20 protein-coding genes are annotated in these 26,269 nt (G+C 41.6%); 6 read left to right on the top strand and 14 right to left on the bottom strand.

Annotated elements, in window-relative coordinates; translation table 11 throughout:
- Nucleotides 1–304: 304 nt before the first annotated feature.
- Nucleotides 305–700: a DUF6326 family protein gene (locus M886_RS14170; RefSeq protein ID WP_235203971.1), complete on the top strand. Its 396-nt coding sequence runs from the start codon at nucleotides 305–307 to the stop codon at nucleotides 698–700.
- A 272-nt stretch (nucleotides 701–972) separates the two neighbouring features.
- Here the strand turns inward: M886_RS14170 and M886_RS14165 are convergent, their stop codons facing one another.
- The gene (locus M886_RS14165; RefSeq protein WP_048044996.1) at nucleotides 973–1,653 is read right to left on the bottom strand and encodes a phosphoribosylanthranilate isomerase; all 681 of its coding nucleotides are present in this window, start codon (nucleotides 1,651–1,653) and stop codon (nucleotides 973–975) included.
- A gap of 217 nt (nucleotides 1,654–1,870) precedes the next feature.
- On the opposite strand from M886_RS14165, the gene M886_RS14160 reads away from it, so the two are divergent.
- From M886_RS14160 to M886_RS18415, 3 genes are all read left to right on the top strand, one after another.
- Nucleotides 1,871–2,281, top strand: coding sequence for a hypothetical protein (locus M886_RS14160; protein WP_015413219.1), 411 nt, complete (start codon nucleotides 1,871–1,873; stop codon nucleotides 2,279–2,281).
- Nucleotides 2,282–2,662: 381 nt separating this feature from the next.
- Nucleotides 2,663–4,147: an IS1182 family transposase gene (locus tag M886_RS14150; protein ID WP_015411731.1), complete on the top strand. Its 1,485-nt coding sequence runs from the start codon at nucleotides 2,663–2,665 to the stop codon at nucleotides 4,145–4,147.
- An 872-nt stretch (nucleotides 4,148–5,019) separates the two neighbouring features.
- Nucleotides 5,020–5,211: a hypothetical protein gene (locus M886_RS18415; RefSeq protein ID WP_152558045.1), complete on the top strand. Its 192-nt coding sequence runs from the start codon at nucleotides 5,020–5,022 to the stop codon at nucleotides 5,209–5,211.
- A gap of 133 nt (nucleotides 5,212–5,344) precedes the next feature.
- On the opposite strand, the gene M886_RS14135 is transcribed toward M886_RS18415, so the two are convergent.
- Complete coding sequence (locus tag M886_RS14135) at nucleotides 5,345–5,863, bottom strand: NUDIX domain-containing protein (protein ID WP_048040619.1); 519 nt, start codon at nucleotides 5,861–5,863, stop codon at nucleotides 5,345–5,347.
- Between the two features lie 646 nt (nucleotides 5,864–6,509).
- Between M886_RS14135 and M886_RS14130 the strand changes: the two genes are divergently transcribed.
- Entirely contained in the window at nucleotides 6,510–10,061 is a 3,552-nt protein-coding gene (locus M886_RS14130; RefSeq protein ID WP_048051359.1) for a NosD domain-containing protein, read from the top strand.
- Nucleotides 10,062–10,369: 308 nt separating this feature from the next.
- Here M886_RS14130 and M886_RS14120 read toward each other — a convergent pair whose 3' ends face one another.
- The 6 genes from M886_RS14120 to M886_RS14095 form a co-directional block, all read right to left on the bottom strand.
- On the bottom strand, nucleotides 10,370–11,683 hold the full coding sequence (locus M886_RS14120) for an MFS transporter (RefSeq protein ID WP_052718760.1): 1,314 nt from the start codon (nucleotides 11,681–11,683) through the stop codon (nucleotides 10,370–10,372).
- Between the two features lie 68 nt (nucleotides 11,684–11,751).
- Entirely contained in the window at nucleotides 11,752–12,585 is an 834-nt protein-coding gene (gene nikC / locus M886_RS14115) for a nickel transporter permease (protein ID WP_048038401.1), read from the bottom strand.
- Nucleotides 12,569–13,513: a nickel ABC transporter permease gene (gene nikB, locus M886_RS14110; RefSeq protein ID WP_048037536.1), complete on the bottom strand. Its 945-nt coding sequence runs from the start codon at nucleotides 13,511–13,513 to the stop codon at nucleotides 12,569–12,571. Before nikB ends, nikC begins: the two co-directional genes overlap by 17 nt.
- A 72-nt stretch (nucleotides 13,514–13,585) precedes the next feature.
- The gene (locus M886_RS14105) at nucleotides 13,586–15,151 is read right to left on the bottom strand and encodes an ABC transporter substrate-binding protein (protein ID WP_235203970.1); all 1,566 of its coding nucleotides are present in this window, start codon (nucleotides 15,149–15,151) and stop codon (nucleotides 13,586–13,588) included.
- Between the two features lie 98 nt (nucleotides 15,152–15,249).
- Nucleotides 15,250–16,236: an ABC transporter ATP-binding protein gene (locus M886_RS14100; protein ID WP_011035212.1), complete on the bottom strand. Its 987-nt coding sequence runs from the start codon at nucleotides 16,234–16,236 to the stop codon at nucleotides 15,250–15,252.
- Nucleotides 16,229–17,161, bottom strand: a complete 933-nt coding sequence (locus tag M886_RS14095) for an ABC transporter ATP-binding protein (RefSeq protein ID WP_048051357.1) — start codon at nucleotides 17,159–17,161, stop codon at nucleotides 16,229–16,231. Before M886_RS14095 ends, M886_RS14100 begins: the two co-directional genes overlap by 8 nt.
- Nucleotides 17,162–18,224: 1,063 nt before the next feature.
- Here M886_RS14095 and M886_RS14085 point away from each other — a divergent pair.
- On the top strand, nucleotides 18,225–19,778 hold the full coding sequence (locus M886_RS14085; protein WP_015413230.1) for a dicarboxylate/amino acid:cation symporter: 1,554 nt from the start codon (nucleotides 18,225–18,227) through the stop codon (nucleotides 19,776–19,778).
- 241 nt (nucleotides 19,779–20,019) lie between these two features.
- On the opposite strand, the gene M886_RS14080 is transcribed toward M886_RS14085, so the two are convergent.
- From M886_RS14080 to M886_RS14055, 6 genes are all read right to left on the bottom strand, one after another.
- Entirely contained in the window at nucleotides 20,020–21,786 is a 1,767-nt protein-coding gene (locus M886_RS14080) for an aldehyde ferredoxin oxidoreductase family protein (protein ID WP_048051355.1), read from the bottom strand.
- Nucleotides 21,783–22,301 (bottom strand): 4Fe-4S binding protein, encoded by a 519-nt coding sequence (locus tag M886_RS14075; RefSeq protein WP_011035216.1) that lies wholly within the window; start codon nucleotides 22,299–22,301, stop codon nucleotides 21,783–21,785. Before M886_RS14075 ends, M886_RS14080 begins: the two co-directional genes overlap by 4 nt.
- Before the next feature lie 502 nt (nucleotides 22,302–22,803).
- Nucleotides 22,804–23,229 carry a hypothetical protein gene (locus M886_RS14070; protein ID WP_015413232.1) on the bottom strand — a complete coding sequence of 142 codons (426 nt, stop codon included), beginning with the start codon at nucleotides 23,227–23,229 and terminating at the stop codon, nucleotides 22,804–22,806.
- A gap of 85 nt (nucleotides 23,230–23,314) precedes the next feature.
- Nucleotides 23,315–24,019 (bottom strand): type 1 glutamine amidotransferase, encoded by a 705-nt coding sequence (locus M886_RS14065; RefSeq protein ID WP_011035217.1) that lies wholly within the window; start codon nucleotides 24,017–24,019, stop codon nucleotides 23,315–23,317.
- Between the two features lie 229 nt (nucleotides 24,020–24,248).
- On the bottom strand, nucleotides 24,249–24,899 hold the full coding sequence (locus tag M886_RS14060; protein WP_048037495.1) for an HAD family hydrolase: 651 nt from the start codon (nucleotides 24,897–24,899) through the stop codon (nucleotides 24,249–24,251).
- Between the two features lie 156 nt (nucleotides 24,900–25,055).
- The gene (locus M886_RS14055; protein ID WP_011035219.1) at nucleotides 25,056–26,108 is read right to left on the bottom strand and encodes a tetratricopeptide repeat protein; all 1,053 of its coding nucleotides are present in this window, start codon (nucleotides 26,106–26,108) and stop codon (nucleotides 25,056–25,058) included.
- Nucleotides 26,109–26,269: the final 161 nt, after the last annotated feature.

The following is a 26,269-nucleotide window of genomic DNA, read 5'->3' as shown; positions in this document are numbered from 1 at the left end:
TTTGAAACGTTAAATTTTTTGATTGCAGCGTCTCTGTCACATCCTCGTGTTTTCAATAACAATCTATAATCAGAGTTACGCTGGCGTACCCCGCTGTGAGCTACAGGGTATTCGACTGAAATAACAACCTTTTATCTGATTTGAACGTTCTTTGTTACAATTTCCCATGCATCCTGTATGACATAATAAGTAAATTAAGTTTCAAATAAAATAAAAATTGCGTGCGGAAAGTAGAAGAGTTATGATAGGGAAAAAATAGTAAAAGATAAAGTTACTTTAAGAGATCTCTAAGGAGGCAGAAGTTTTGGAAGATTGGAGGATAAAGATTTCAGTGCTCTGGCTTTTTGCATCAATTGCCTTTCTGGCTCATCAGATAATAGTGCTTATGGAACCGGGCATCATAGCACAATTAATGGCAGGAATGGCAGAAGGCCAGAAAATAAGCCCTGGTATGATATTATTTTTTGCAATCTTAATGCTGGTTCCAATGATTATGGCTTTCCTATCCCTTACCTTGAAAGATTCACTGAACCGCTGGTTAAATATCATCGTGGGCGCGGTCTTTGCTGTTCTGTGGTTTACCAGCGTAATTGAGGCTGCACAGTCTGCATACTGGGGCGGGACACTAATGACACTTTCAGCAGCCGTAGCTTCGGCACTAATCGTATGGTATGCATGGAAGCACCTCCTGGCATCATAACCAATACTAAAAGAAAATGTGATAATATACATCATGATACCTGTAATGTTGAGTAGCACATGTCAAGACACTGAAAAAGGCTAGAAATTATGATAAATCGCACTAATAACCTTAAATCGCACTAATAATCTGATTAATAATTCCACCAATAATACCTGAAAACAGGCAAAAGTTAACAGCTAAAAAACCCTGAATTTTCTTCTTACGGCCTGGTTTTTCTTTTAAAGGTTAGTTTTTCTTCCAAAGATTAATTTTTCTTCTAAAGCCCAGGTTTAATTTTCTAAAGATAAATTTCTTACCTTGAAAAATTCATTTTTTGCACGATGTACGAAATTAATCACTTTCATTTCATTTTTAAAGCCATTGGAGTCTTTAAGCCCGGAACTGGCGTCTACACCATATGGATTTACAACCCGTATAGCTTCTCCAACATTTTCCGGAGTCAAACCTCCTGCCAGGATAACTGGTCGTGACACCTCTTTAACAATTTTTCTGCTAATGCTCCAATCATGGACTAAACCTGTTGAACCCACTTTATCATTGGCTAAATCAAGAGTGTCCAGGATGAAAGCATCTACCACAGATTCGAAGGGTTTCATAGCATGAATAACCCCTGGCCCGATGACGTGAAAGTTTTTGATTATTTTTATATTAGGGAAGGTTTTTCGCAGTGATATGATACTATCAACCGTACAATCAGAATGCAACTGGACAGAAGTAACACCTGTTTCATGCACCAGACCAGAGATTTCTTCAGCGTCATCCAGTTCCGTAACCAGAACCGGTGAAATATAAGGCGGGCATTCTCTCACAATTTTTTGGGCTAGATGTTTGTCGATAAAATCGTCTGAATTATGCTTCCGTCCCACTACCAGTCCAATGGCATCAGCTCCACAGTATGCAGCCATAACAGCATCTTCGACCCTTTTAATACCACAAACTTTTATTCTCATGATTGATGATTTTCTCCTGAAAAGCCTTTGATGGTGCTCTGACAGGTCAGGCGCAAATTTATTGATTACTTTGAAAAACAACACCTTTTATATAAACCATCTGAAGTTTTATATAAATCACCTGAAGTTTTATATAAACAATCTGAAGTTAATACTTTCACACAGCTCGGCTACTCCTTTTAGCCTGATACTCATAATATATTATGAGGTTGGTTAAATGGATACATCAAAGAAATATATAAGAATGTGCTCACTTGCGAAGGAAATTCAGAAAAAATGGGTATTCCAGTCCGGGGATTTTGTTTATAATCCCGCTTTTGAAAAAGTTGAGGTTTTGCTCTATCCCGGAAATAATTCTATTAACTATATCTGGCTGCCGAGACAGGATCAGCTACAAGAGATCTGTATCGCTTTTTTTATGCATAATCTGAGAATATCGAAATTCGAAGCATCCTTAAAATTTCTGGAATGGTACTCCGGACGCCTTAGATATGCTTTCGAACACGGGCTTAAGAATGGAAATGATTTCATTGACCCGGGAGAAGAACTTCTGTTAAACCGTGCAATGATAATGATGCACTGGAGAAAATGGAACGGGGAAAACTGGGTAAAGGCTCTGGCAACGTGAGCATTAATTTGAATGCCAATGGGCTTGAGGTTAGATGTAATCTCAGCAACTCTGAAGCAAATAGAAAACATCAGGCTTAAATCCTTTCCATACCGCGAATTTATTCCCCTCCAGTCCGGCGAAGCCAGAAACCTTAAGTCCTACTGTGCCTATTTTACTTTAAAATACATTTTTATCTTTTTTAAGGTACTCTGCATCATACGAAGTAAAATGATAAGCCGTTACTCTTAATAGCTATGTTCTGGAAAGGAAAGTGTAAGGTATTGGTTTCAGGTCAAAAGTAAAAATATCAGGTTGTCTCAAAACTATACCTGATCGCACATTTGGGTCAGAAACCCGTAATCTTTATCTTTTTTACAAAACTAAATTCCAGTGTTTCCCATGTTTAGAAAATACGATCAAAAGCAGCAGTTTTTACTTCCATTAAACCTGGAAGATTTTGTTCCTGAAAATCATCTCGCCCGAGTACTAAACGACATCGTAGATGTCGTTGATATCACTGCTATTGAATCCACTTATTCTAAGGAAGGCTGCCCAGCCTATCATCCAATAATTCTTTTAAAAATATTACTTTATGGTTATCTTATAGGCATTAGAAGTTCACGTAAACTGCAACAAATGACTCAAACTGATACTGCATTTATGTATCTGGCAGCCATGCAAAAACCTGATTTTCATACTATTTGTCGATTCCGTTCAACTCACCTTGGTCCTATTAAAGAGATATTTTCCCAGGTTGTCACTTTTTGTAAAGAAATGGATATGATTGGTTCCAGTATCTCGATTGACGGAACAAAGATCAAGGCAAATGCTTCATCAAGACAAAGCAAGAGTTCGGATTCTCTCGAAAAAGAAATAGATCGGATACTAAAAGAGAGTATTGAGACAGATAAGTATGAAGATGAAATTTATGGTGACTCAACACCATATCAGATTCCAGAAGAGCTAGTTGACAAGAAGAAAAGATTAGAGAAGATTAAAAACGCTAAGAAGAAGCTTGATGAAGAAAAGCTGAAAAAAGTAAACATCACAGACAACGATGCTCGAATTATGAAACATAAAGATGGGAGCAAGAAACCTTCATACAACTGTCAGGTTGCTGTTGATGAAAAGGAACAAATTATCGTTGCAGCAGACGTTGTCAACGAAGAAAACGACCTGCATCAAGTAGAACCAATCATACAGAACGTAAAAAATACACTGGGATATAAACCAACAATCGTGCTTGCAGATGCAGGTTATTTTTCATATGAGAATCTGGAATTTTTACAGGAAGAAGGCATTGATGCTTACATTCCTGACAACTACTATAAAGCTGAAAAAGAAGGAAAAACCAGGAAGTTCAGGAAATCTCTTTTTAAATACGACGAAGAAAAAGACTGCTATTATTGTCCTGCTGCTTTTGAAATTCCCTTTTCAAGAATACAAAAGAGGAAAGGTGAGCCTGATTTAAGGTATTATGTCTGTAGCTATTGTTCTCAGTGTGTGTTGAAAAATGCATGTACTGAGAGTGGAAAAAGAACAATAACAAGAGATCCTCGAGAACATTTAATGAAGGATATGAGGGCTAAACTGAACACAGAAGAGGGTACGGAAAAGTATCAGAAAAGAATGTCTACCGTAGAACCTGTGTTTGGACAGATGAAACAGGATAGAGGGTTTAGGGAATTTCTGCTGAGGGGGAAAAGGAAAACAGGAATTGAATTTGTTATGATGTGCACTGTACACAATATAAAGAAAATAGCAGATTTCATAAAAAGACAAGGGAAAAACCTGAAAGAAATGCTGAAAATGATAGTTGGAGGAGAAAGTAAAGGATGGAATAAGGGGAGAATTCAAGCGAGAATGGCAAATACGCTATGTTGAGCTATGAAAATTTACTTTTTCTTGTTGAAATGAAATAAAAATTGAAAGGGCATTACCCAATTGTAGAATTAAAAATGGTTTTGAGACTACCTGATATGCATAGTTTTTAGGTTATACCTCATTAGCTGGTTGATATTTTATCGTTGAATAATTTTTGTTCATCTGAACCTGTTTTCTGAGCTTAACTGAGCAGGAAATTAAGTGTGCATTAAGCAGAAAGCGAGAGTAGGCCACGGATGTATGAATATCTGGAAAATATCAACTGATTATTAGAGGACCACCTAACTTTTGGAAAAGAAACACTTTATTTTGGGTCAGGCAACTCTTTAAAATTAACGGTTATGCAGTATCTCCACACTCGCATACAAAAAATTCGAGATACCCTATACACATAAAATTAGTGAGAGAAGTGAGATTCAAACTTATGAATCCCTCCGTAAATGGATTAATTTCGACTTTTATAGTTTTGAAATCGGCTGAAAAAACGCTCGAAAACTTTATAGACCTTTTTGAAGCAAAAATTTATACGAGAAAGAAGACTTATTTAAACATATCAAATTATCAAAAAGAAGATTCCCTTATCTTTATAAAAAGATTGATAATTTTCCGGCAGGTAATTTTAATCTCAAAAAAGATGATTTGAAGCCTTACCTGGCTAAATACCGGAAAATTTGTCCTGATTGAGATTATTTAATGAAGTTTATTACGATTATAAAAAGTAAAAAGCTTATAAATTTATAAAGTTTATTAGTCGTGGAGGGTGAAAAATGACAAAAAGGCAATTTGCAGTCGTCTGTAGCTTCTTATTCATAATAGCCCATATGTTCAGGCGGTGGAAACAGATGCAAAAATCCCATATTTGGAAGGGATTTTTGAGCGAATCCATGTGGGTAGAGGGCTATGGGGATCTATCGCATCTCAGGAAATTGCTTTTCTGGCTGAATTATCCGTTCTCTTATGCCAGATATTCATATGACGTTGTATGGGACCGTGTTGATAGACTGGGCAATGTATATTCGAGGACAAGGTCCACAGAAATAAGTATTGAATTCCAGAGGATTTGAACTTTCAAAGTATAATGTGGACAGTAACTCATAGAGCGAAATAAAACGAAATAAAACGAAATCGAGCGTTAAGCAAAATTAAGCAAAGGAAAGCAAAGGAAAGCAGGGAAATCAAAGGAATAATTATCGTTGTTTAAAATAGTGTAGTTTGCCTGTACCTTTTTTCCATTCCTGAACGCTCTCCCTTTTGAGAATAGTGTAAAATATCCACAAGCCTGTCAATAAAACCCGCCTGCCCTTTTCTTATCTTTTTCCTGGCAAGCTCAATATCGAACCAGCCTGCTTTATCGACTTCGGGGTATTTCCGTATTTTCCCGGAATTTTTTGGCCACTCGAGCGTAAAAGTATTACTCACGACATCAGTTACATCCAGGTCTTTTTCAAGAGCCCATGCATGAACTATCTTGCTGCCGGACTGTTTTATCTCTCCCATGTCTATAAACTCCCCATCAACCTCAAAACCTGTCTCTTCTCTAAACTCTCTTTTTGCCGTGTCCAGAGGGCTTTCATTCTTTTCCGGCAGCCCTTTAGGTATCGACCACACGCCATAATCTTTTTTTGCCCAGATTGGCCCGCCCGGGTGGACCAGCATCATCTCCAGTCGTTCGTCTCTGAACCTGAATATAAGAATGCCATTGCTGTAAACACTCATTTTCCTGCCCCCTCCGGACTTCCTCAATCTCAATCGAATAGCCAGTTAATTAAAAATCAAAATAGCTTGTTGCTGCCTTTATCCTGAAATCAGAGCTTTCCCAGATATTCCTTGCTTACTGTTTCTTAAATGCATTTTACTTTTTGTTCAATGCGTCTTAATGTTTTTTTAATGCATTTTTATTTAATGCAATTTTGTTTAACGCACTTTTCTTTAATGCAATTTTCTTTAATGAAATTTTGTTTAATGAAATTTTGTTTAATGAAATTTTGTTTAATGAAATTTTGTTTAATGAAATTTTGTTTAATGAAATTTGTTCTTTCTCTGCAAATTGATATTTTTGATTTTCATATGCATTTTCCTCTTACTCTGCAAATTTATGATTTTACTTCTCATTTATAGCCCTCGATTAACACATTTTACTCAGCAGTAGACATATATCGGCATGAGTTTCCTTTAAGCATCAAATTATTTATATCAGTACTGCACAAATATTGCAACAATATATAAAAATTTATAAGATATTTCATCTGAAATAAAATTACAATCAGCCCTATACTGATGTAATTCATATGTGAGGAGACTTTAAAAAATGGGTATACTATATAAAAAAAATAGCTTACAAATTTTAACACTACTGGTTTTTTTGCTTATCGTAATAAACGGCAGCGCATCCGCAAAATCTTCGCCTTCCGTGCTTTATGTGGATACAGAAGGCAACGGAAATTATACAACTATTCAGGATGCAGTTAATAATGCAACGTCCGGAGACACGATTATTGTCTATCCCGGGACATATACCGAAAACGTTAATGTTAATGTCTCAAACCTGAGCATTCTCTCATATTCAGGAAACCCTGAGGACACAACTGTAAAATACCTGGGTGTACTGAGCCACAACTTCAAAATAAGCGCCAGCGATGTCACAATAAGTGGTTTCAACATTGCAGGGTCATATCCTACAGGAATTTATATGAGCGGGGTCTCCGGGGTTAACATTAACGGCAACAGGTTCTCAGGAAATGGCTGCAGTGTTCAGATTCAGGGTTCGAGCAGATGCAGCCTGCTCAATAATACGGTTACGAATTCTGCAGATAAGGGGTTCTATATACAGACTTCAAGTAACTGCACCCTTGCAGGTAACACCGTTTCAAATACATCTTCTTACGGCATCTACCTGCTGTCCTCCGGCAACTGTACCCTGGATGGCAATGCAATCTCGAACGTTTTAGGAAACGGGGTCTACCTGTATAATTCCGGCAACTGCAATTTTACCGGCAATACAGTGTCAAACATAACAGGAAATACTTATGTAAGTACTTATGATAGCGGGAAAGGAATCAATCTGTATAACTCAGGCGGCTGCACTCTGGCAGGCAATACGGTTTCAGACACAGACCATTACGGTATACATCTGGATAGTTCCAGCAACTGCATTCTCACAGCTAACGCCATCTCAGATACTTTTTATGAAGGCATATGCGTGTATCAATCAAACGGCAGTACTCTGGACAGCAACACAATTTCAAATGCTACGGACGGTATCTACCTCTATTATTCCGGTGGCTGTAATCTTACCGGCAACAGGATATCAGATACTTATGACGACGGCATTTATATGTATGAGTCCAACAGCTGCACTCTTTCCGGCAACGAAATATCAGACAGCCCATACGGGCTCTATATTACCTCCTCTGATTACTGTACCCTGACCGGCAATATGGTTTCAAACACAAATTACGGCCTCAGTATGTATTATTCCACTGGAACTGTCCTGAGAAATAACACGGCAAGTTCAGGAAAATACGGATTCCGCCTCTATGATCTCGAAAACTGCACACTTGCAAACAACAATATGTCCGGGAACTGGTATAACTTCAGGCTCCACAGCGATGAGTCCGATCTGAATCACACAACCGGAAACACAATTGATACCAGCAATCTTGTAGACGGAAAACCCATTTATTATCTGGAGGGGGTTCAAAACCCATCAATAAGAACTGATGCTGGAGTTGTTTATTGCATAAACTGCGGAAATGCCAAAATTAAGGACCTTGTGCTGCAGAATAACACATATGCGATTTACCTGTATAACACGAGCTCAAATCTGCAAAACAACACTATAAATAATACCGAATTTGGAGTCAGGATTGCATATTCCCATAATGTCAATGTCTCGGACAGCAGGATTGATAATTCACTATATTCAGGAATTGAGCTTGATGAAGCAATGAATATATCAATTAACAATAATACTGTTCAAAATTCCACACAGGGGGTTTATATTTTCAGTTCCCGCAACTGCACGCTCACCGGCAATTTCATCCGGGACTCAGGCGTCAGATACCTGCTCTATAACTCTGCAAATTCGGAGATTAACTCTGTAAATTCAGAGCTTATTAAAGAAGAAGAAAATACCCCCATAAAAGAGAACAGTCCTGGAAACTCGAAGCTTTACGGGGTCCGGGGTGGCTATGGTGTTGGAATCCGTTCGGAATATTCCTGGGATCTCAGGTTTGAGAATAATATTGTTGACAACGAGGACATCGCAGGAATTTATCTTGAGGAATGCCAGAATGTCGGGTTTGTGAAAAACCTGGTACGGGATACAGGGGTTGTGGGAATTTATGCTATGGAATCTTCAGGTGTGGAGTTCATGGACAATACCGTTCAGAATGTAACCGGCATATATTTGCTGCCTTCATCTAAAAATCCCTCCTTTGTCAGCTCGCCTCTTGTCAGCGGAGGTCCCGATTTCCTGGGATACGGGATCTATTTCGCCAATTTACAGGACCTCAAACTTAAAGGCAATACTGTTAAAGACTGCTCTTCTGTATGGGGGGTGTCTCTTATCGAACCAGTAAATGCAACACTTGCAAACAACACTCTTCAAAACTGCCTGGGAGGGCTTGTTGCCATATCTGGCGAGACCGTCAGCATAAGCGGCTGTTCCGCAAACAACTGCATTTCAGGAGGAATCCTGGTTATCAATAACGAAGAAAGAGCTGGGGACGGATATACGGTCTCAGGCTGCACGGTGGAGGGAAGTTACCTTGGGCTTCTGGCTGCTGGAGAAGGCAATTTTACAGGTAATACCCTGTCAGGAAATTCTTACGGACTGGTGATTTATGATGTAAATAACAGCCTTATCTGTGACAACATAGTGACCGGGAACTGCCTTGCTGGAATTGCCTTTGACCCTGATCTGGAAGAAATTATTCCTCACACAGGTCTTTTAAGGAGCATGGAAAGTCCAGCAAGCGGAAACAACACTATTTACAATAACTACTTCAACAACGTAAATAACACCCTGTTTTGCAGCGAGGCAAACAATACCTGGAACACCAGTAAAACAGCAGGAAAAAGCATAGTCGGAGGCCCGTACCTGGGAGGCAACTACTGGGCAAACCCCAGCGGGACAGGCTTTTCCGAAAACTGCACTGATGCTGACAGGGACGGAATTGCGGATTCGTCCTGTGAAATCAAAAACGGGACATTTGACTATCTGCCCCTTACGGTTATTCCTTCCACAAAGACCACGCACAAGAGTTCCACAAACTACGTCCCATCAGGTGTAAGTCCCGGAGTAACAGGTATGGACAGTGTACAGAAAAGGGTTGTTGCAGGAACCCTAACAGGCTTCAAATTCAATAACCCTGTTTCCGACATACTGAGACTCAGTTTTACTTCACAGAAGTATTCAGGAAATGTCATTGTAAGGGTTGAAGTCTTTGGGGACGCAGGTCCGGAAGAAAAACCCGAAGGAGAAGTTTACAGGCTTATGAATATCCGGATAGGAAATGAAAGGTTCGAAAGTGAAAGTAATATCAGGGGAGCTTCCATCAACTTCAGGGTAGTGAAGAGCTGGGTCGAGGAAAACAATATTGACGTCTCCACCATAAAGATAAACAGGTTCCACAATGAGAAATGGAACCCTCTCGCTACGGAAATGAACTATGAAGATGAAGAATACTACTATTTCACTGCAGAGACGCCCGGCTTCTCCAGATATGCGATTACCGGAGAAAAACTCGGTAATGCAGTAGTTACTCCGGCTCAGGATGAAGAAAAAGAATCAGTTACAGGAGAAGAGCAGACAGCCGGGATCAGAAGGAGAACGCCAGGATTCGAAAGTATTTTTGCGGTTTTCGGCGTCCTTGCTTCGGTATTCTTTGCAAAGAAGAGACTCCTGAAATAAACAATTTATGAAATCAGGGAATATTAATTTATGTTCCCTGATTATCCTTTTTGGATTCAGATTATTCTATTTTCCCCGGATTATCCTTTTTGGATCCAGATTACTCTTTTTGTCTCTGATTATTATAATCTGGTTTCTGTTATTAATCTGGTTTCTGTTATTAATCTGGTTTCTGTTATTAATCTGGTTTCTGTTATTAATCTGGTTTCTGTTATTAATCTGGTTTCTGTTATTAATCTGGTTTCTGTTATTAATCTGGTTTCTGTTATTAATCTGGTTTCTGTTATTAATCCCATATTGGGTGGAAATCATAAAGCGGCACCTGAAACCTTCTGCTGTTTTTCCATTTTGTCAAAGAAGACATAATAAAGCACTGCGGCCACTCCATAAATGCCGCAGGTCAGAAAGAACGGAAGGGTATAATAACCGCGAGCCATCATCAGACCGCCGGCATAGGTGCTCAGGCCCACAAATGTATAGCAGCTCATCCAGACCAGGCTGTTTACTGTCGCTCTATTGTCTTCGCTGACAATCTCCATATTGAAACTGCTCATTATCGGGTTTGCCATATTCATTATAGATGTCCTCATGATGTATCCGAATGCGGCTACTGCAAGTATGGACGTGGAGGTGAAGAGCAGAAGGAAAGGAATTGAAGCAAGCTGGACCAGGGATATAACCTTCACCTTTCCGAACCCTTCAGTAAGTAAGGGGACGCATAGCAGAGTGAACATCATTACAAGCTGGGAAATGGAAAAGATAACCCCTATTTGCTCAGAACCGGCTCCGAGGACAACATCGAAGTAAACATTGAAATAAGGCAGGATCAGCCCCCAGCCCATGCCTATGAGCCCGTTTACCACAATTAATTTTCGGATAGTTCCTGACCTTAAAACTGAAAAAAGAGTAGAAAATAGAGCTGGTTTCTCTGCAAGCCCGGTCTTTTTATTTTTGATAAATACCAGAGGGAACAGGGAAAACAGGACTGCAGCTAAAGATGCATATAAAGAAAGCTGGTAAGCCTCCGGGCCTGAAGGGTCGAGGTCAAGGGAGTTAATAAAGACCTGAGGTAAAGTCCCTCCCGCAAGGTTTCCCAGCATAACTCCTATGGTGTACAGAAGGTAGTACATCGAAAACAGATGCATCCTTTCATAGCTTGTGGAGTTCTCAACCATGAACGTTGATGCTGTAACGATTTTTAGTGACGAGGATGCCCCATAGAGAATGCTGAAAAAAGCCAGAAGGAACATTGATCTTGTGGTGTACAGAACTGCAAACGAAAACAGGAGCATTAGGCATGAAAGTAACAGGGTATTTTTTCTGCCCGCCCTGTCACAGAAAGTGGCTGCCGGAATTGCAAAGAGTCCGGTGGATATGGAAACGAGTGAGAGCATAAGTCCAAGGAAGTCTTCCTTAAACCCGAGCCTGAGGATATACAGATTGAAGATTACTTCATAGATTCCCAGGCTTAAAGAGAGCATGAAAATGTATGCCAGGAACAGGGATGCGTTCCTGCTGAAGCCGTTTATCTTTGATACATACCCGTTTGCAGCATTTATGGTCATGGTCTGGAGAAACCTGCTGTTAAGTTGTCTGCTATTTAATGATTCATGCTTTTTCATGGTAGCTGCTCTGAGAGGTCTGGAACAATGGCGTGTTCACCGGATAGTGAAATTATCCTTTAATACTGTCATTCGATGTCTTTCCGCGTCCTCGGGTCAATAAGATCTCTTAATTCATCTCCAAGGTAGTTGAAAGCCAGGACCACAAGCATGATGGCAATTCCGGGAAAAACCATAATGTAGGGGGCAGACCGGATGTATGTCTTACCTTCATTGAGCATGGATCCCCATTCCGGGGTTGGAGGCTGTACCCCAAAGCCCAGGAAGCTGAGGCCTGCTGCAGACAGTATAACATATCCCATTCCTATGGTTGCCATTACTATCAGCGGAGATATTATATTCGGGATTACGTGGTGCACAATCACATGCATATCCCCCACCCCAAGCCCTTTTGAAGCTTTGATGTAATCCTGCTCTTTTACTGATATTACAGAGCTTCTTGCCAGGCGGGCATAGCCAGCCCAGTCCACAACAATAAGGGCTATGACCAGATTCGTGAACCCTGCCCCGAAAAGCCCTGCTATGCCGAGAGCGAGCAGAAGGCTTGGAAACGCCAGAAAAGCATCAACTATCCGCATAACTGCTTCATCCGCCCACCCTCCATAATATCCAGATAGACTCCCTACGGCAAGGCCAAGTGCCAGGGCAGAGCTTACTACCAGAAGCCCAACAGACAGGGATATTCTTGCGCCGAAAATGATGCGGCTCAATATACAGCGTCCCATATGGTCTGTACCCAGAGGGAACTCCCTGCAGGGCTCTTTAAGCCGAAGTTCAAGATTGGCTTTTTCGGGATCATGAGGCGCTATATACCCTGCAAAAATCGCTGCAAGTATGAAAAAAACAAGGATCCCTGCACTGAGGAAGAATCCAGGATTTTTCTTATTAATTTTTGTTTTCATATCTGATCCTCGGGTTGAGGTAAGCGTAGGATATGTCCACTGCAAAATTGACCAGCACAAATATCACAGCAATGAAGAGCACACAGCCCTGTATCATCGGGTAATCCTTGCTGAGTATGGATGAAACTATGAGATTTCCTATCCCTGGCCACGAGAAGATTGTCTCAACTATGACAGAACCGTTCAGCAGGTACCCAAAATTCAAGCCTGCAACCGTTACCACGGGGATGAGGGAGTTCTTCAAAGCGTGCCTGAAAATAACCATATGCTCAGGAACTCCTTTTGCTCTGGCTGCCCGGACGTAGTCCTGCTGAAGCACTTCGATCATGCTTGATCTCATCAGTCTCATGGTTACAGCTGCATAACCCGTCCCGAGGGTAACAGCAGGCAGGAAGAGATAAGTAATCCCTCCGTCTCCGTATCCTGACGAAGGCAGAACCTTCAGTGTAAGTGCGAAAACTATTATCAGGAGGTAAGCCTGCCAGAAATTGGGCATGGAAACGCCTGCAAGTGCAAAAAGCCTGCAGACATCATCAATAACAGTTCCCTTTTTCACGGCAGAGATGATTCCAAGAGGGAGTGCAATCACAAGGGAAACCAGCATACTGACCACTGCAAGCTTAAGGGTGACTTTGAAGCACCTGAAAATAGCCTCAGATACTCCTACACCTGTCATGTACGACTCTCCCAGGTCTCCGCGGAGAACTCTGCCCATCCAGTTAATATACTGGATATGTACAGGTTCATCAAGCCCTGTTTTAGCCCTGAACTCCTCCACGGCTTTCCGGTCAACTCCTCCCCCCGGGTTCATAATGGCGTTTTCTGCAGTATCTCCGGGAGAGATATAGATTATAGAAAAACTGATCACAGATACCAGTAAAAGGACAGGGACAAGGAGTAAAAGCCTTCGAGCTATGAATTCTATCACATGCCAGACCTCCTGTTTTTTGTGGATATACTTTATTCTGAAGCCCCGGAAAAACTCCGGGACCACCGAAACTTATTCATCTATGGATATGTCCTTGGTCAGGAAAGTGATCTCATTGGGGTACTGTTTGAACCCTGCCACTTTCTTATTTGTTCCAACAAGGGAGTTCTGGTAGAATACGAATATTTCAGGGCATTCGTCCAGTACCTGTTCCTGAACTTTGTCGTAATACTCCTTTCTTTCTGTCTGGTTCATGGTCTGCCGGCCGGCTTTTATCCATTCGTCTACCTCCGGGTTCGAGTAGCTCAATTTCTGTGCTTCAGCTCCTGTAGACTCAAAATGCTTTGAAACAAAGTAGTCAGGGTCCCCTGTAGGAGCTACTGTCCATGCATAGAGGGAAAGGTCGTAGTCTTTGTTATTCAGGTCCGTTTCCAGTGCCCCTTTATCAAGGATGGTGACGCTGGTCTTTATCCCTACAGACTCAAACTGGGCTTCAATCACCTCGGCAGCGGGTTTAAGCTGAGGCCGGCCAGTGTAGGTCTTTATATTCAGTTCGAAAGGCTTTCCATCATATTCCAGCCAGCCGTCCCCATTAATGTCCTCCAGGCCGGCTTCGGTCAGGAGACTTCTGACTTTTTGTTCGTCCCTTGAGACCATGTCTATCCTGTCGTTTATGGACCAGCTCATCATGGACCCGAAAAAGCTCTTTGCAGGAGTCCCGCCAACACCCTCAAGGGCAGTGTCCACAATTTGCTGGCGGTCAATGGCATAGTTCAGTGCCTGCCTGAATTTTACATCATTCAGAGGCTCTTTATTCATATTTACATACAGGAAGTAGGTTCTTAAGGTAGGGGTGGAGTATATTTTATATTCAGGGTTATTGTGGAGGCCGGCAATTTCGGACTGGGGGAGACCGTCAGCAATGTCCACTTCATTGCTTTCCAGCTTGAAGAGCCTGGTCATTTCATCGGTGACAAAATAGATAATGGCCCTGTCCACCCCGGCTGTACCATTCCAGTAGTTGTCGTTCTTTTTCAGGGATAGGCTCACGTCCTGGGTATAACTTTCAAATTTAAAAGGACCGGTCCCGACTGGTGCGATATTCAGATCTGTACCCGGGCTGACTATGGAAGTTACGGGGTCTGTGAGGCTTGCTATGGTGGGTGCATATGTAGAATTTGTTTTTATTGTGACTGCGCTGTCAGAGTATTTGCTTATGGACTCAATAAAGTCGTATTCTCCTTTTCTTGTATTATTATCATCAAGAACCCTGTTAAGTGAATATATAACAGCGTCTGCGTTCAGGGGCGTGCCGTCATGGAACTTTACCCCTTCCCTTATGAAAATCCTCCATTCGGTATCCGAGACCTGTTCGTATTTTGTAGCTAGTTCAGGCTGGAGGTTCATGTTTTCATCATAACTGAAAAGGGTTTCATATACTCCGGCTTCTCGCAGATACCAGCCAGTCCATTTAACTGCAGGGTCAAGAGTGCCTTCAGGACCGAAAGTAGCTGCATACCTGAGGGTGCTCTCCTGGCCTGATGGTTTTGTCTGGTTTGCAGATGCGGTTTTTTCTTCACTATCCTGGTCGATACACAGCGACCCAAGGACTGTAGCCATGACTAAAAGCATGACCATAAATGTAATTCGGTTTCTTTTACTCAAGTACATAGAATCCTCTCCACATTTTTTACTGCATTCCTGAAATGTCATTATTCCGGAGTTCCGTAATAATATCATACAGGAGGCTGAATAATGACAGCATCCGTTTTGTCTTCACATTCATCCCGATAAGATTCAGGAACACGTTTTTTAAGTGCATGATGACATGCCACCAGGTGGTTGTTTGTTAATTCTTTCAACTCTGGTTTTTCCGTAAGGCATATCTTTGATCTTGAGGGACATTCCTGATAGTAAGAACATGCAGTCTCCACAGCTTTCCCGCATCCACTGTTGTCAACCTCGACATCAGTATCTCCTACTAACAGCAGCTCTGTGTAGGGGTGAAGAGGAGACTGAAAAATATCATCTATTTTTCCGGTTTCCACGATCTTTCCGCGGTACATCACAGCTACCCTGTCGCACATGTGTTTCATCAGCTCAAGGTCGTGCGATATGAAGAGCATGGTAAGCGCGTATTCTTCCTTCAGGTCCTTCAAAAGGTTCAAAATCTGCGCCTGCACTGAGACGTCAAGGGATGCTGTCGGCTCATCGGCAACAATAAAAACAGGTTCAAGGGCAAGCACTCTTGCGATAACCACCCTCTGGTTTTGCCCCCCGCTGAGCTGGTGAGGAAAGCGGCTGACATGTTCCGGCCCCAGCCCGACCTTCCTGATAAGCTCATTGATCCTGTTTTTGACCATTTCCTCGCCGTTTCCTTTAAGTTTAAGAGGTTCGGCTATACTCTGCCCTATGGTCATCCTGGGGTCAAGGGAGGAGTCGGGGTCCTGGAATATCATCTGCATACTGGGGCGGATGCTGTTCAGGGCTTTATTGTCAAGTGCTGTCAGGTCTGTTCCGTTGAAAATGATTTTTCCTTCCGCTGGTTCGATCAGCCTCAGGATGCACTGTCCGAGAGTGGACTTTCCGCTCCCGCTTTCCCCCACCACTCCGAGGGTTTCTCCTTTTTTTATGTAAAGGGATACACCGTCAAGAGCTTTGATTCTGGTCCTGGAGATGATTCCTGAAGTAAATGTTTTCTTAAGGCCAGAAACCTCAAGCATAAAGGAAACACCTCACAAGCCTGCCGTTTTTTTCGATCATGGGGGGGTGTTCGGTTCTGCACCTGTCACTGCAATAATTACAGCGTGGGTGGAACCTGCACCCCTGCGGGGGATCGATCAAAGAAGGGCTGCTGCCTTTTATAGGCTTAAGCCCCCTGGAAGGAAGTGAGTTAAAAAACCCACCTGTATAGGGATGCAGTTGTTTTTCAAACATCAATGCTGCAGGAGAGACCTCCACCAGTTCCCCGGCATACATTACAGCAATCCTGTCGCATACTTTCTCTGCAACTCCAAGGTCATGAGTGATAATCAGCATAGTCTTTTTTTCAGAGATCTCTTTCAGAAGCTTTACTATGTTTCTTTTTACGGTTACATCGAGTCCCTTAGTGGGCTCATCAGCGATAATAAAGCGGGGCTCACTGGCAATTCCCATTGCTATTACTGCCCTCTCTTTCATCCCCCCGCTGTACTGGTGAGGATAATCCTTTACCCTTTTTTGGGGATCACCGATCCTCACTCTTTCAAGGAGCTTTTCTGCCATTTTGACAGCCAGGCTGCCTTTTACGTGTTTATGAAGCATTAATGGTTCAGCTATCTGAGAGCCTACCGTCAAAACGGGGTTAAGGGAACTTCCGGGGTTCTGGGGTATCATGCCAATTTCTTTACCCCGGAGTTTCCTCATATCTTCTTTATCAATCAGATACAGATTTTCTCCACGGTAGAGTATATCCCCTTTGAAGATCACGTCTTCCTGCAGAAGCCTGATGATAGAAAGCCCAAGAACGCTTTTTCCGCAGCCGGATTCTCCAATAAGTCCCAGAACTTCATCTTCAGCAATAGAGAGATCTACCCCATTTACCGCTCTGACCAGCCCATCGTCAGTAGGAAAATCAACGTACAAACTGGAAATAGTAAGTAAACTCAACCTGAAACACCCTTTTTAAAGTAAACTCCACGTCTATCCTGACCAGAAAACTACATTTATATACACTTTACAAAGTATCTGGCATTGGTAAATGATTTTTATACTCTGGTAGAATATCTTAAGAAATATAAACAATCGATATTAAGTAACACTTATTACCCATCAAGGTAACAATTGTTACCCTGATCGCTTTTTTCTGAATAATTTATTCTGAATATATTTTTTGAATAATTTATTCTGAATACATTTTTTGAATAATTTATTCTGAATACATTTTTTGAATAATTTATTCTGAATATGAGTTTTATTTCGATGCGCCATATTCTGTTTGACTTTCTCACTTTATAACTTATGAAAAATATATAATGGACTAAACTTTTGACATGATAATATTAAATAATAAAATTATATCGATTCTTATACATTTATTATACACTTAGAGCAGGTAAATAAAACTTCCGAAATTGTCATAAATGCTAAATCCTGCTTGTCTTTCAGGACTTCTAATAAGGGTGCTGTTACTGATCTCTGTACTGATCTCTGTACTGATCTCTGTAAGGGAGGAATGGGTTAAACACTCTGCAAAAAATGATGAAAGAAGGCAAACAGCCTTTCCGAAAAAGTCAACAGGTTCATAAAAGCAAAACCCTCAGATCCGTAAAAAGAGAAGAAAATCAAAATTTAAGAAGGTTTATAAGAAAATAATTTCAAAGTGGAAAATGAACCTGATCGCACATATTCTTAAAAACAGTCATTTATTTCAGTTTTGTCGCTATATCCCCTGACCCGTTTATTATCTCCTTCAAAGGAATTTATAAAGAAACTCATACTGGAGAATTGGATCAACCTGATAAGTTGCTATGTATTTTTCTAAGCTTTTATATAATTTAATGAGAATGTATTATACAAATGTACATATTGAATTTATTGAATTAAATGTGCAATTTAGCCGGAAAAAAGAACAATTTAGCCCGAAAAACGTACAATTATAGCCGGAAAATTAAATTGAGACTTAAAAGGAAGAAGTAAACGCTGAACCCCTAACGATTTTATTGTGATCCCCATGAAAGAGAAGGAAAACCGTTATATCCCGAACCCGAGGGGGTTCGCTCAGGAAATCGCAGAGGAAACAAAGCTTCTTCGCCAGGAAATTACTGAAGGGATTACGCGTATTTATTACCCCCTGGATTTCAGGCGAAATAACTCTTTGAAAAACCTGAGTAATCAGCTCCGCGATTTGCTTGAAAAGAAGCTCTGGCTGAAGATTCTCATAGCTATGGGGCTTGGTGTTCTGATGGGGCTTTTCCTCGGGCCATTCGGAGGATACGTTGACCCGGTTTATGCGGAAATTATAGGGGAATGGATCGCCCTTCCGGGTTATATTTTCCTGGGTCTTCTGAAGATGATCGTGGTCCCGCTTGTCTTTGCCTCAATAATTCTGGGGGTGGCTTCGAGCCAGAGCATGAGCGCCCTTAAAAAGACAGGGCTTTTAACAGCTACTTATTTTGTAATAACAACAGCAATCTCAACCGCTATTGGGATAGGAATGGCTTTCTATATCCGCCCCGGGAAGTTTATAAGTGGAGATCTAGTTGAGAGCGCTTTAGGGAGCCAGACTCAGACAATATCTACTGGCCCGGGATTCGACCCTTCTGCCCTGACCCTGCCTTCAACGCTTATCGGAGGCCTCCTTCCTTCTAACCCTCTTGGAGCTCTTGCCAGCGGGGAAATGCTGCAGGTTGTGATTATTGCAGTAATTATAGGCATTGCCCTTGTATCCCTGAACAAAGAACAATCTACCCCAATGGTAAGCTTTCTCACCTCAGTTCAGGCTGTATGCATGACAGTGGTAAAATGGAGCATGACCCTCGCACCGATCGCAGTTTTCGGGCTTCTTACAAAATTCACCATCAAGCTCGGTATTGAAGCCCTTCTGGGAATGGCTGTGTATGTGGGTACGGTTCTTGCAAGCCTGATGCTCCTCATGCTCCTGAACCTTCTTATTGTCTCTCTTGTTGCAAGGTATAACCCGTTTGAATTCCTGAAAGCTATCCGGGACGTTATGCTCCTTGCTTTTTCAACTTCCAGCTCGGCTGCAGTCATGCCCTTATCCATAAAAACAGCAGAAGAAAGGTTAGGAGTAAAACCTTCGATTTCACAGTTCGTTGTCCCTCTAGGAGCAACCATAAACATGAACGGGACTGCTCTTTATCAGGGCGTGGCAACAATTTTCCTGGCTGAAGTCTTCGGGATAGACCTCGGGCCTTTCCAGCTCCTTGTAGTAATGACCATGGCTGTTGCAGCCTCAATAGGAACGCCTTCAATACCCGGGGTGGGAATCGTTGTCCTTGCAATGATCCTTAACAGCGTAGGAATTCCCACAAGCGGAGTAGCACTTATAATGGGAGTGGACAGGATCCTTGATATGAGCAGGACGGCTGTGAATGTTGCAGGGGATCTCGTTACCTGCAAAGTTATGGACCGCTGGGTCAGGGAAAAGCCTGAAAGAAAAGCTGAAGAAACATCCAAAATCGAAACTAAAAACCCTGAAGAGAAAACTGGTGATAAGGTAAAAACAAACACCGATCTTACAGCATCTGAGAGCTCGAATGTTTAACCCTCAAAGTATGTTTTGCCCTTAAAGTATATTCAACCTTAGAATATATTTAACCATTAAAATATATTTAACCATTAAAATATATTTAACCATTAAAATATATTGGACCATTAAAATATATTGGACCATTAAAGTAAAATTCTATAGGAAGAAACGTAAAACCCCTGAATCTTTAGCTCGGGGGCGATTGAAGAGATCTCCTTTATCTTTAAGGCCTCCCGGCCCCTGACAGCTTCGAAGATTATAAAATCCCTCTCTTTTCCTTATACATTTCTATCGCTTTCCTGACCCTGTCTTCTTCGAGCTTTCCTGTGGTGGTGGCAGTTTCAAAAAACCTTTTAGGGAGGGCGATGTCTTCAAAACTGAACCCGAATTTTTTCTTAAGCTCGTATTTTTTTCTGAAGATGTCCTTTCCCAGATCTTCCAGCTCTGCTTCTGTCCTGTCTATTCCAATGCATTTGAGAGCCAGAACCATATTTTCATATGTATAGACATTCCGTGCAAAGAGGCAGGAAACCATGGAGTTAAGGGCATTGCGGCGGTCTTCTTCGTTAATTATGTAATCAACTATCTTCTCATCCGTAGTTGGATGATTGAATGCTTTCTGGTCAGCTGAATAGCCTGCATTGTCAAGATGGGAATGGCGAGAACCTACAGTAAGCCCGAGTGTATTCCCAAGCCCTGTATGGTAGCCTGGAATCTCAAGCCCTCCTATCCGGATAGCAAATTCTTCCCCCCCATAGATTTTTGAAGCATATTCCACACCTTTTCCAAGAGCGGAATAAAATTCATTGGGAGCCTGAACCACCAGTTCTATTGCGCGCAAATAAGATGCTTTGTCTCCCCAGGACAGTTTGAGCCCGAGCGTATCATCAGTGGAAATTTTCCCCCGCAAAAGCATCTCAGTAGCCCATGCAAGCACCACTCCCATGCTGATAATATCAACACCGGCTTTTTCACAGGCATCAATAAGTTCCAGCACTGCTTCAGGATCCGTAACTCCAAGATTTGAGCCAAGCGCGTAGATAAGTTCAAAGTCATAAGATACGTTAAGGGTCTCATATTCATGGGCTTTTGAGAAAGGCCGTTTGAGCATGGCAATATGTACGCAGCCTATAGGGCAGCCTGCGCATGATACCCTGCGGATCAGATATTTTTCTGCAAAGTTTTCTCCGGAGATATTTTCCACGCCTTCAATAGAGGTTTCCTGCAGGTTCCGGGTTGGAAGACCTTTGAGTTCGTTCAGGACAAGGATGTTTTCGCTTGTCCCGAGGTTGTGGTATTTCTCAGTCAACCCGGTTTTCACTATTGTATCATAAAGCATGCTGCATGCTTTTCTGTAGGCTTTGTGATCAGGGCTTTTTATTTCTTTATTTCCGGAAATAAGAAGAGCTTTGAGTTTTTTTGCCCCAAAAACAGTCCCGAGCCCCAGACGCCCGAAGTGGCGGTAAGTGTCAACATTGACGCTCGCATACGTGATTCCTCTTTCTCCTGCAGGCCCTATCCTGATAATACTGCGCCTGCCTGCTCCGGGCTCGACTTCGCGGAGGATTTTCCCCACATCAATTGCCGAGGACAGGTGCCATATGGACGAGGCGTCCCTGAATGTAACCCTGTCGTCGTGAACTGCCACATAAACCGGATACCTGGAAGCACCTTTGATGACAATAGTTTCGTATCCCGAATAACGCATGGACATTGCAAGGTGGCCGCCTGCATAGGATTCTCCCAGTTCTCCATTAAGGGGGGAACGAAATAATGCAACAGTTTTTGTGCAGGTCGGATATACGCCTGAGAGGGGGCCTGTGCTGAGGATTACTGGCATTTCAGGGCCAAGAGGACCTGTTCCTTCTTTATACTCTTCAAGCATGAGGTTTGTAGCAACTCCAATACCCCCCAGATACTTTTCATAGAGGTCCCGCCTTTCCTCAATATGGTAGCTCTGGCTGCTCAGGTCAATATAGAGTACATTTGTAAGACCTGAAATGGCGTACTTCTCTGTTGTCATTTTTCCTCCCCGGACTCCTCTTTTCCGTAAAGTTCCTTATGAGATGCAGTGGGGCTAGCCGGGCCTGTCTCCTCAACCGGACCTGTGTCAGTAACCTTTATTTCTCCGCTGTCATCTACTTCAATCATTTCCAGGACATCATGGGGGCAGAATTTCGTGCATACGCCACAGTGTTTGCAGATTACGGCTTTTTTTTCAGCATCCAGGTGAATAGCTCCCACAAGGCAGGCTTCCATACAGTTTCCGCAGCCGTCGCAGATTTCTCTATTGAGGTTGACTCCTCCTCCTTTCCTTTTGGTCAGTGCTCCAAGAGGACAGGCTCTCATGCACGGAGGGTCCACACAGGCATGGCAGACAATCTGAGCATAAGCAGTTTCTATCCCGCCTTTTGTCTGGATGTCAATCCGGCTGTTTTTTACAGATATGGTATCGTACCACGTCCTTGCACAGGCCATCATACAGGAATAGCAGCCTATGCAACGGGCCGGGTTTGCAACTTTTAACCTTTTTGGCATCGCGTTCCCACTCTGGATTCCCTTTTCATGAAAATAGGTTTCTTCAGTTTATATAATGTGGCATTGAAATAAAAAAGCAGTATAGCTCCTATATATTGAGAGCCTGAAAAATAGCAGGGATTTCTTTTTCAATATATTAAGACGGCAAAGGTGATTAAAAAAGCTCTTTTCCTGAATGAAATAGAAAGGTCTTTATTGTTGAATCACATAAATAGGATAGCGGATTCCGGTTTGTCAATTTGACAAAAAGAGTAGCTATCGAAGATATCTGGCCTGGAAGATTCATATGCAACAAGATGAAATCATACAGCACCACAAAATGATGCAGCAGAACAAGGTGATAATCGGTACGTTCAGTGTATTTTTCATTTTAATAACGCTGATCAGTCTGTACTGGGTATGACCTCAAAATGCTTTCTGGGCAGTGGATGTGTACCCTAAGCTCAGATGCAAAAAATGTTGCAAGCACGGAACCGGGTATTTTCTTCATGGTTCCGACCAGTCATCTGAAGATCATCCTGGATGTCGGGAAGCCCACGTTTTCTCTGGCTTTTCCTGGCAGGTCATACAGGTTGATAAAAGTTCCATTTTGGCCGGCCCGGCAGAGGACGTTGTAGAAAAATGGCCCTGGCTTAAAGCAGCGGAACATGGAACATGACTCATCATACACCCTTTCCATATCTAAAGAAACCCTGAAGAAGATGTTGCTGGAAAAAGGGCTTTTAAAGACCTGGAAAAGGTGAAAAGACAGGAAGTGCAGGGTGTGTGAACCTGCAAAAGAGTAATCGTGGAGAGGCCCTGAAAGGCGAGGGAGACAGGAAGGGAAATTAGTTTTCCTTGATTTCAGGGTTACTATTTTCGAATAGAATTTTTTGGAATTATTACATAAAGCGTACCTGGAGCTGTTTTTTGTTATCAGGCACCTCATTGTTTTTGCTGCTTTTTCAGATACTTCCCGAAACCGACAGGGAGAAAAAAGGAGCGCCTTTTTTCAGGGAAGACGAGAAGGCTATTTAGAGCATAATAGCTTTTTCAATATTATCCATTAGCCTGAACATTAATTTCTTTGATTCTGTAAGGTAATCTTTTCTGTCCAGCATTTCGTTTTCTCTCTGGATGTATTTCCCTTCTACGAATTCATCCCTGCAGTTTTCGATCACATTCCTTATGGACTGTTCACTCATTTCCAGATGGAACTGCAGACCTATTACCCTGTCCCCGTAAATGAACCCCTGATTTTTACAGGCTTGGCTTTCAAAGAGCCGCTTTGCCCCTTCAGGTAGTCCGAAAGTATCTCCGTGCCAGTGAAATGCAGTGAATTTTTCGGGCATGCCTTCGAGGATAGAAAGTTCAGATTTTCCATCCTTAACAACAGATACGGGAAACCATCCTATCTCTTTATAGTCATTCTTAAACACTTTTGCCTTGAGGACATCGGCAAGCAGCTGGGCTCCAAGACAGATTCCAAGAACTGCTTTTCCTTCCGAAACGGCTTTTTCCAGAAATTTTTTTTCTTCCTTCAGCCAGGGATATTTATCATACTCGTAAATATTCATGGGCCCTCCCATGACTAAAAGGAGATCGAATGAACCGGTTTCCGGAAAGTTTTCGCTTTCGTATGCATGAGTGGTTGACAGGAGATGATTTTTCTCTTCAATCCATTCGTTAATGGTTCCAGGGACTTCAAACCTGACGTGCTGGATGCAGTGTATTTTCACTCTGGATTACCTCTGATTCACCAGTTTTTGATTAAAAAAATGGTATTGTTATTATTTAACTGAAGAGTTATTATTTAACTGAAGAATTAAGTCTTTAAAAGCCCTGTTAGAATTTTTATGAATGTGTTTATATCCACTTATCTTCTCGATTGAAAAGTTCTGATAAATTCTTTAAACTCAATTAAACATTTTAAATCTGATGAAACCTGTAGAAAGTAAGATAAAACCTTCAGATTTTGATAAGCTCTTTAAGTTCTGATAAATTATTTAATACCTTTATGCACGGATACTGTAAAAACTCTTTTTCGTTTGTCGTCCCTGTGGTCACCGCAGCAAAATCTACATTTGCTGCAAGAGCTGTTTTAGCGTCAACAAGGCTGTCCCCAATGTACAGCACATCATTCATCTTCGAGTTAAGGCTGCCAATTGCAAGTAAAAGCCCTTCGGGAGAAGGCTTTGGAACTTTAACATCTTCTCCTCCCACAATAACATCTACAAGGTGTGAAATGCCGTGGAGGTTTAATGTCTCGTCTATTCTATAATGATATTTTGTAGTCACAATTCCGGTATAAATTCCATTATATTTTAACCGCTGAAGTGTGCTTGCAGTATCCTCAAAAAGCCTGGTGTTTTTTAACATGATTTCATCGGCTTTTTCCCGGAATAAAGTTTTAAAACAATTTATCAGGACTTCATCTTTATGACCCGTCAGCTGTACAAATGCTTCGTCCAGAGGCAAACCTACAGTTCTTTTTATGCTTTCACAGTCATGTTCGGGAATGCCCAGCCTGCTGAATGCGTGGTTGAAACTTGATACAATACCATATGTGGCATCTGCAAGTGTGTAGTCAAAATCGAAAATAACGGTACTGTACTTCATTTTTCCGCCTCTATAAAATTGCAGAACTAAGAAAAATTTAAGGTTCAATTATCTTTGAATTCATGGCAAGTGAGATCCAGAATATAAATAATAATAATAATAATAATACATAGTCCAAATTATAGTACAGAGTCCTGTTTATAGTACAGAGTCCTGTTATTTTTCATCCTGTTTGAGTCCGGACAGGATTGAAGTTTTGAGGGTTAAGGCATTTATATCTTCAGCATTGATTCGTAAGGCATTTTCCACTGCAGATAACGCCTGTTTATACTTTCCAAGTTCAAAGAGAATGGACCCCTTATTAAACCAGGCTTCAAATATATTTGGATTCCTTTGAAGTGCTTTATCAAGTGCTCTAAGAGCTTCTTCAGGCCTGCCGATCATATAAAGAGTGGAACCTTTTAAGTTCCAGGCATCTGCATCTCGGGGATTGAGCTCGAGGGATTTATTGAAAGCCTCTATAGCTTCCTCATACCTGCCAAGCATGTAAAGAGCAGAACCTTTATTCCGCAGGATATCTGCATCTTTCGGGTTACTTTCGAGACATCTGTCAAATTCCTTTACTGCTTCTTCGTATTTGCCCAGTTTATAAGAAGATTTTCCTCTGCGTTCCCAGATGCCGGGATGTTTTGGGGGTTGATCCTGGGTATTACCTGTTCTTCTTATCAGCCTCTCGTTTTCAAGAGTTTGAAGCATGTTTTTATGTGATTCGATTTCGGGATCTTCAGGATAAATAGCTGAAATCTCGTCAAGTGCATTTAAAGCCTCTCTGTACCTTCCAAGTTTGCACAGGGAAAATGCCTTGAATTTCAGTGCATATCTATAGTTGATACCATAGCTTTTTATCCATGTATCCAGTTTTTCTTCCGACGTCTTTTCTGACATGCTTTCCAGAGCACCGTCAAAGGCATCTATTGCGCCGTTATATTTGCCGGTCTTATAGAGGACCGTGCCTTTAATCAGCCATGCTTCAGTAAAATTTTTGTTTTCGTATATTTCCTTATTGAGGAAAGATAATATTTTGTTTATGGTTAGAATGCTCTCGTTTTTAAGAGAATAATTTTCATCCTGCATTAAGGACCCGATGATGTTAATTATGTCCAGGTAACTTTCCTTCTGTTCATTTACTTCCGAACCGGTAGATTCTTCATCGAGTGATGAGCTTTTTTCTGTTTTTTCGAATTCGTATTCATCTTCTTTCCCAGTCATAGCATCAGAACCTCACTAAAATACACACATCAGTAAACATCAATAAATATCAGTAATATACACATCAATAAGCCTCATTAACATACACATAATAAACATCAGTAATCAATCGGTTAATTCAGAGGATTCTTACAGAAACATATAAATATTAAATTAAATCC

This window comes from Methanosarcina soligelidi, from assembly GCF_000744315.1.
GTDB lineage: Archaea > Halobacteriota > Methanosarcinia > Methanosarcinales > Methanosarcinaceae > Methanosarcina > Methanosarcina mazei.
The sequence above is the reverse complement of the archived record's forward strand: the minus strand, read 5'-3'. Positions and strand labels throughout refer to the sequence as shown.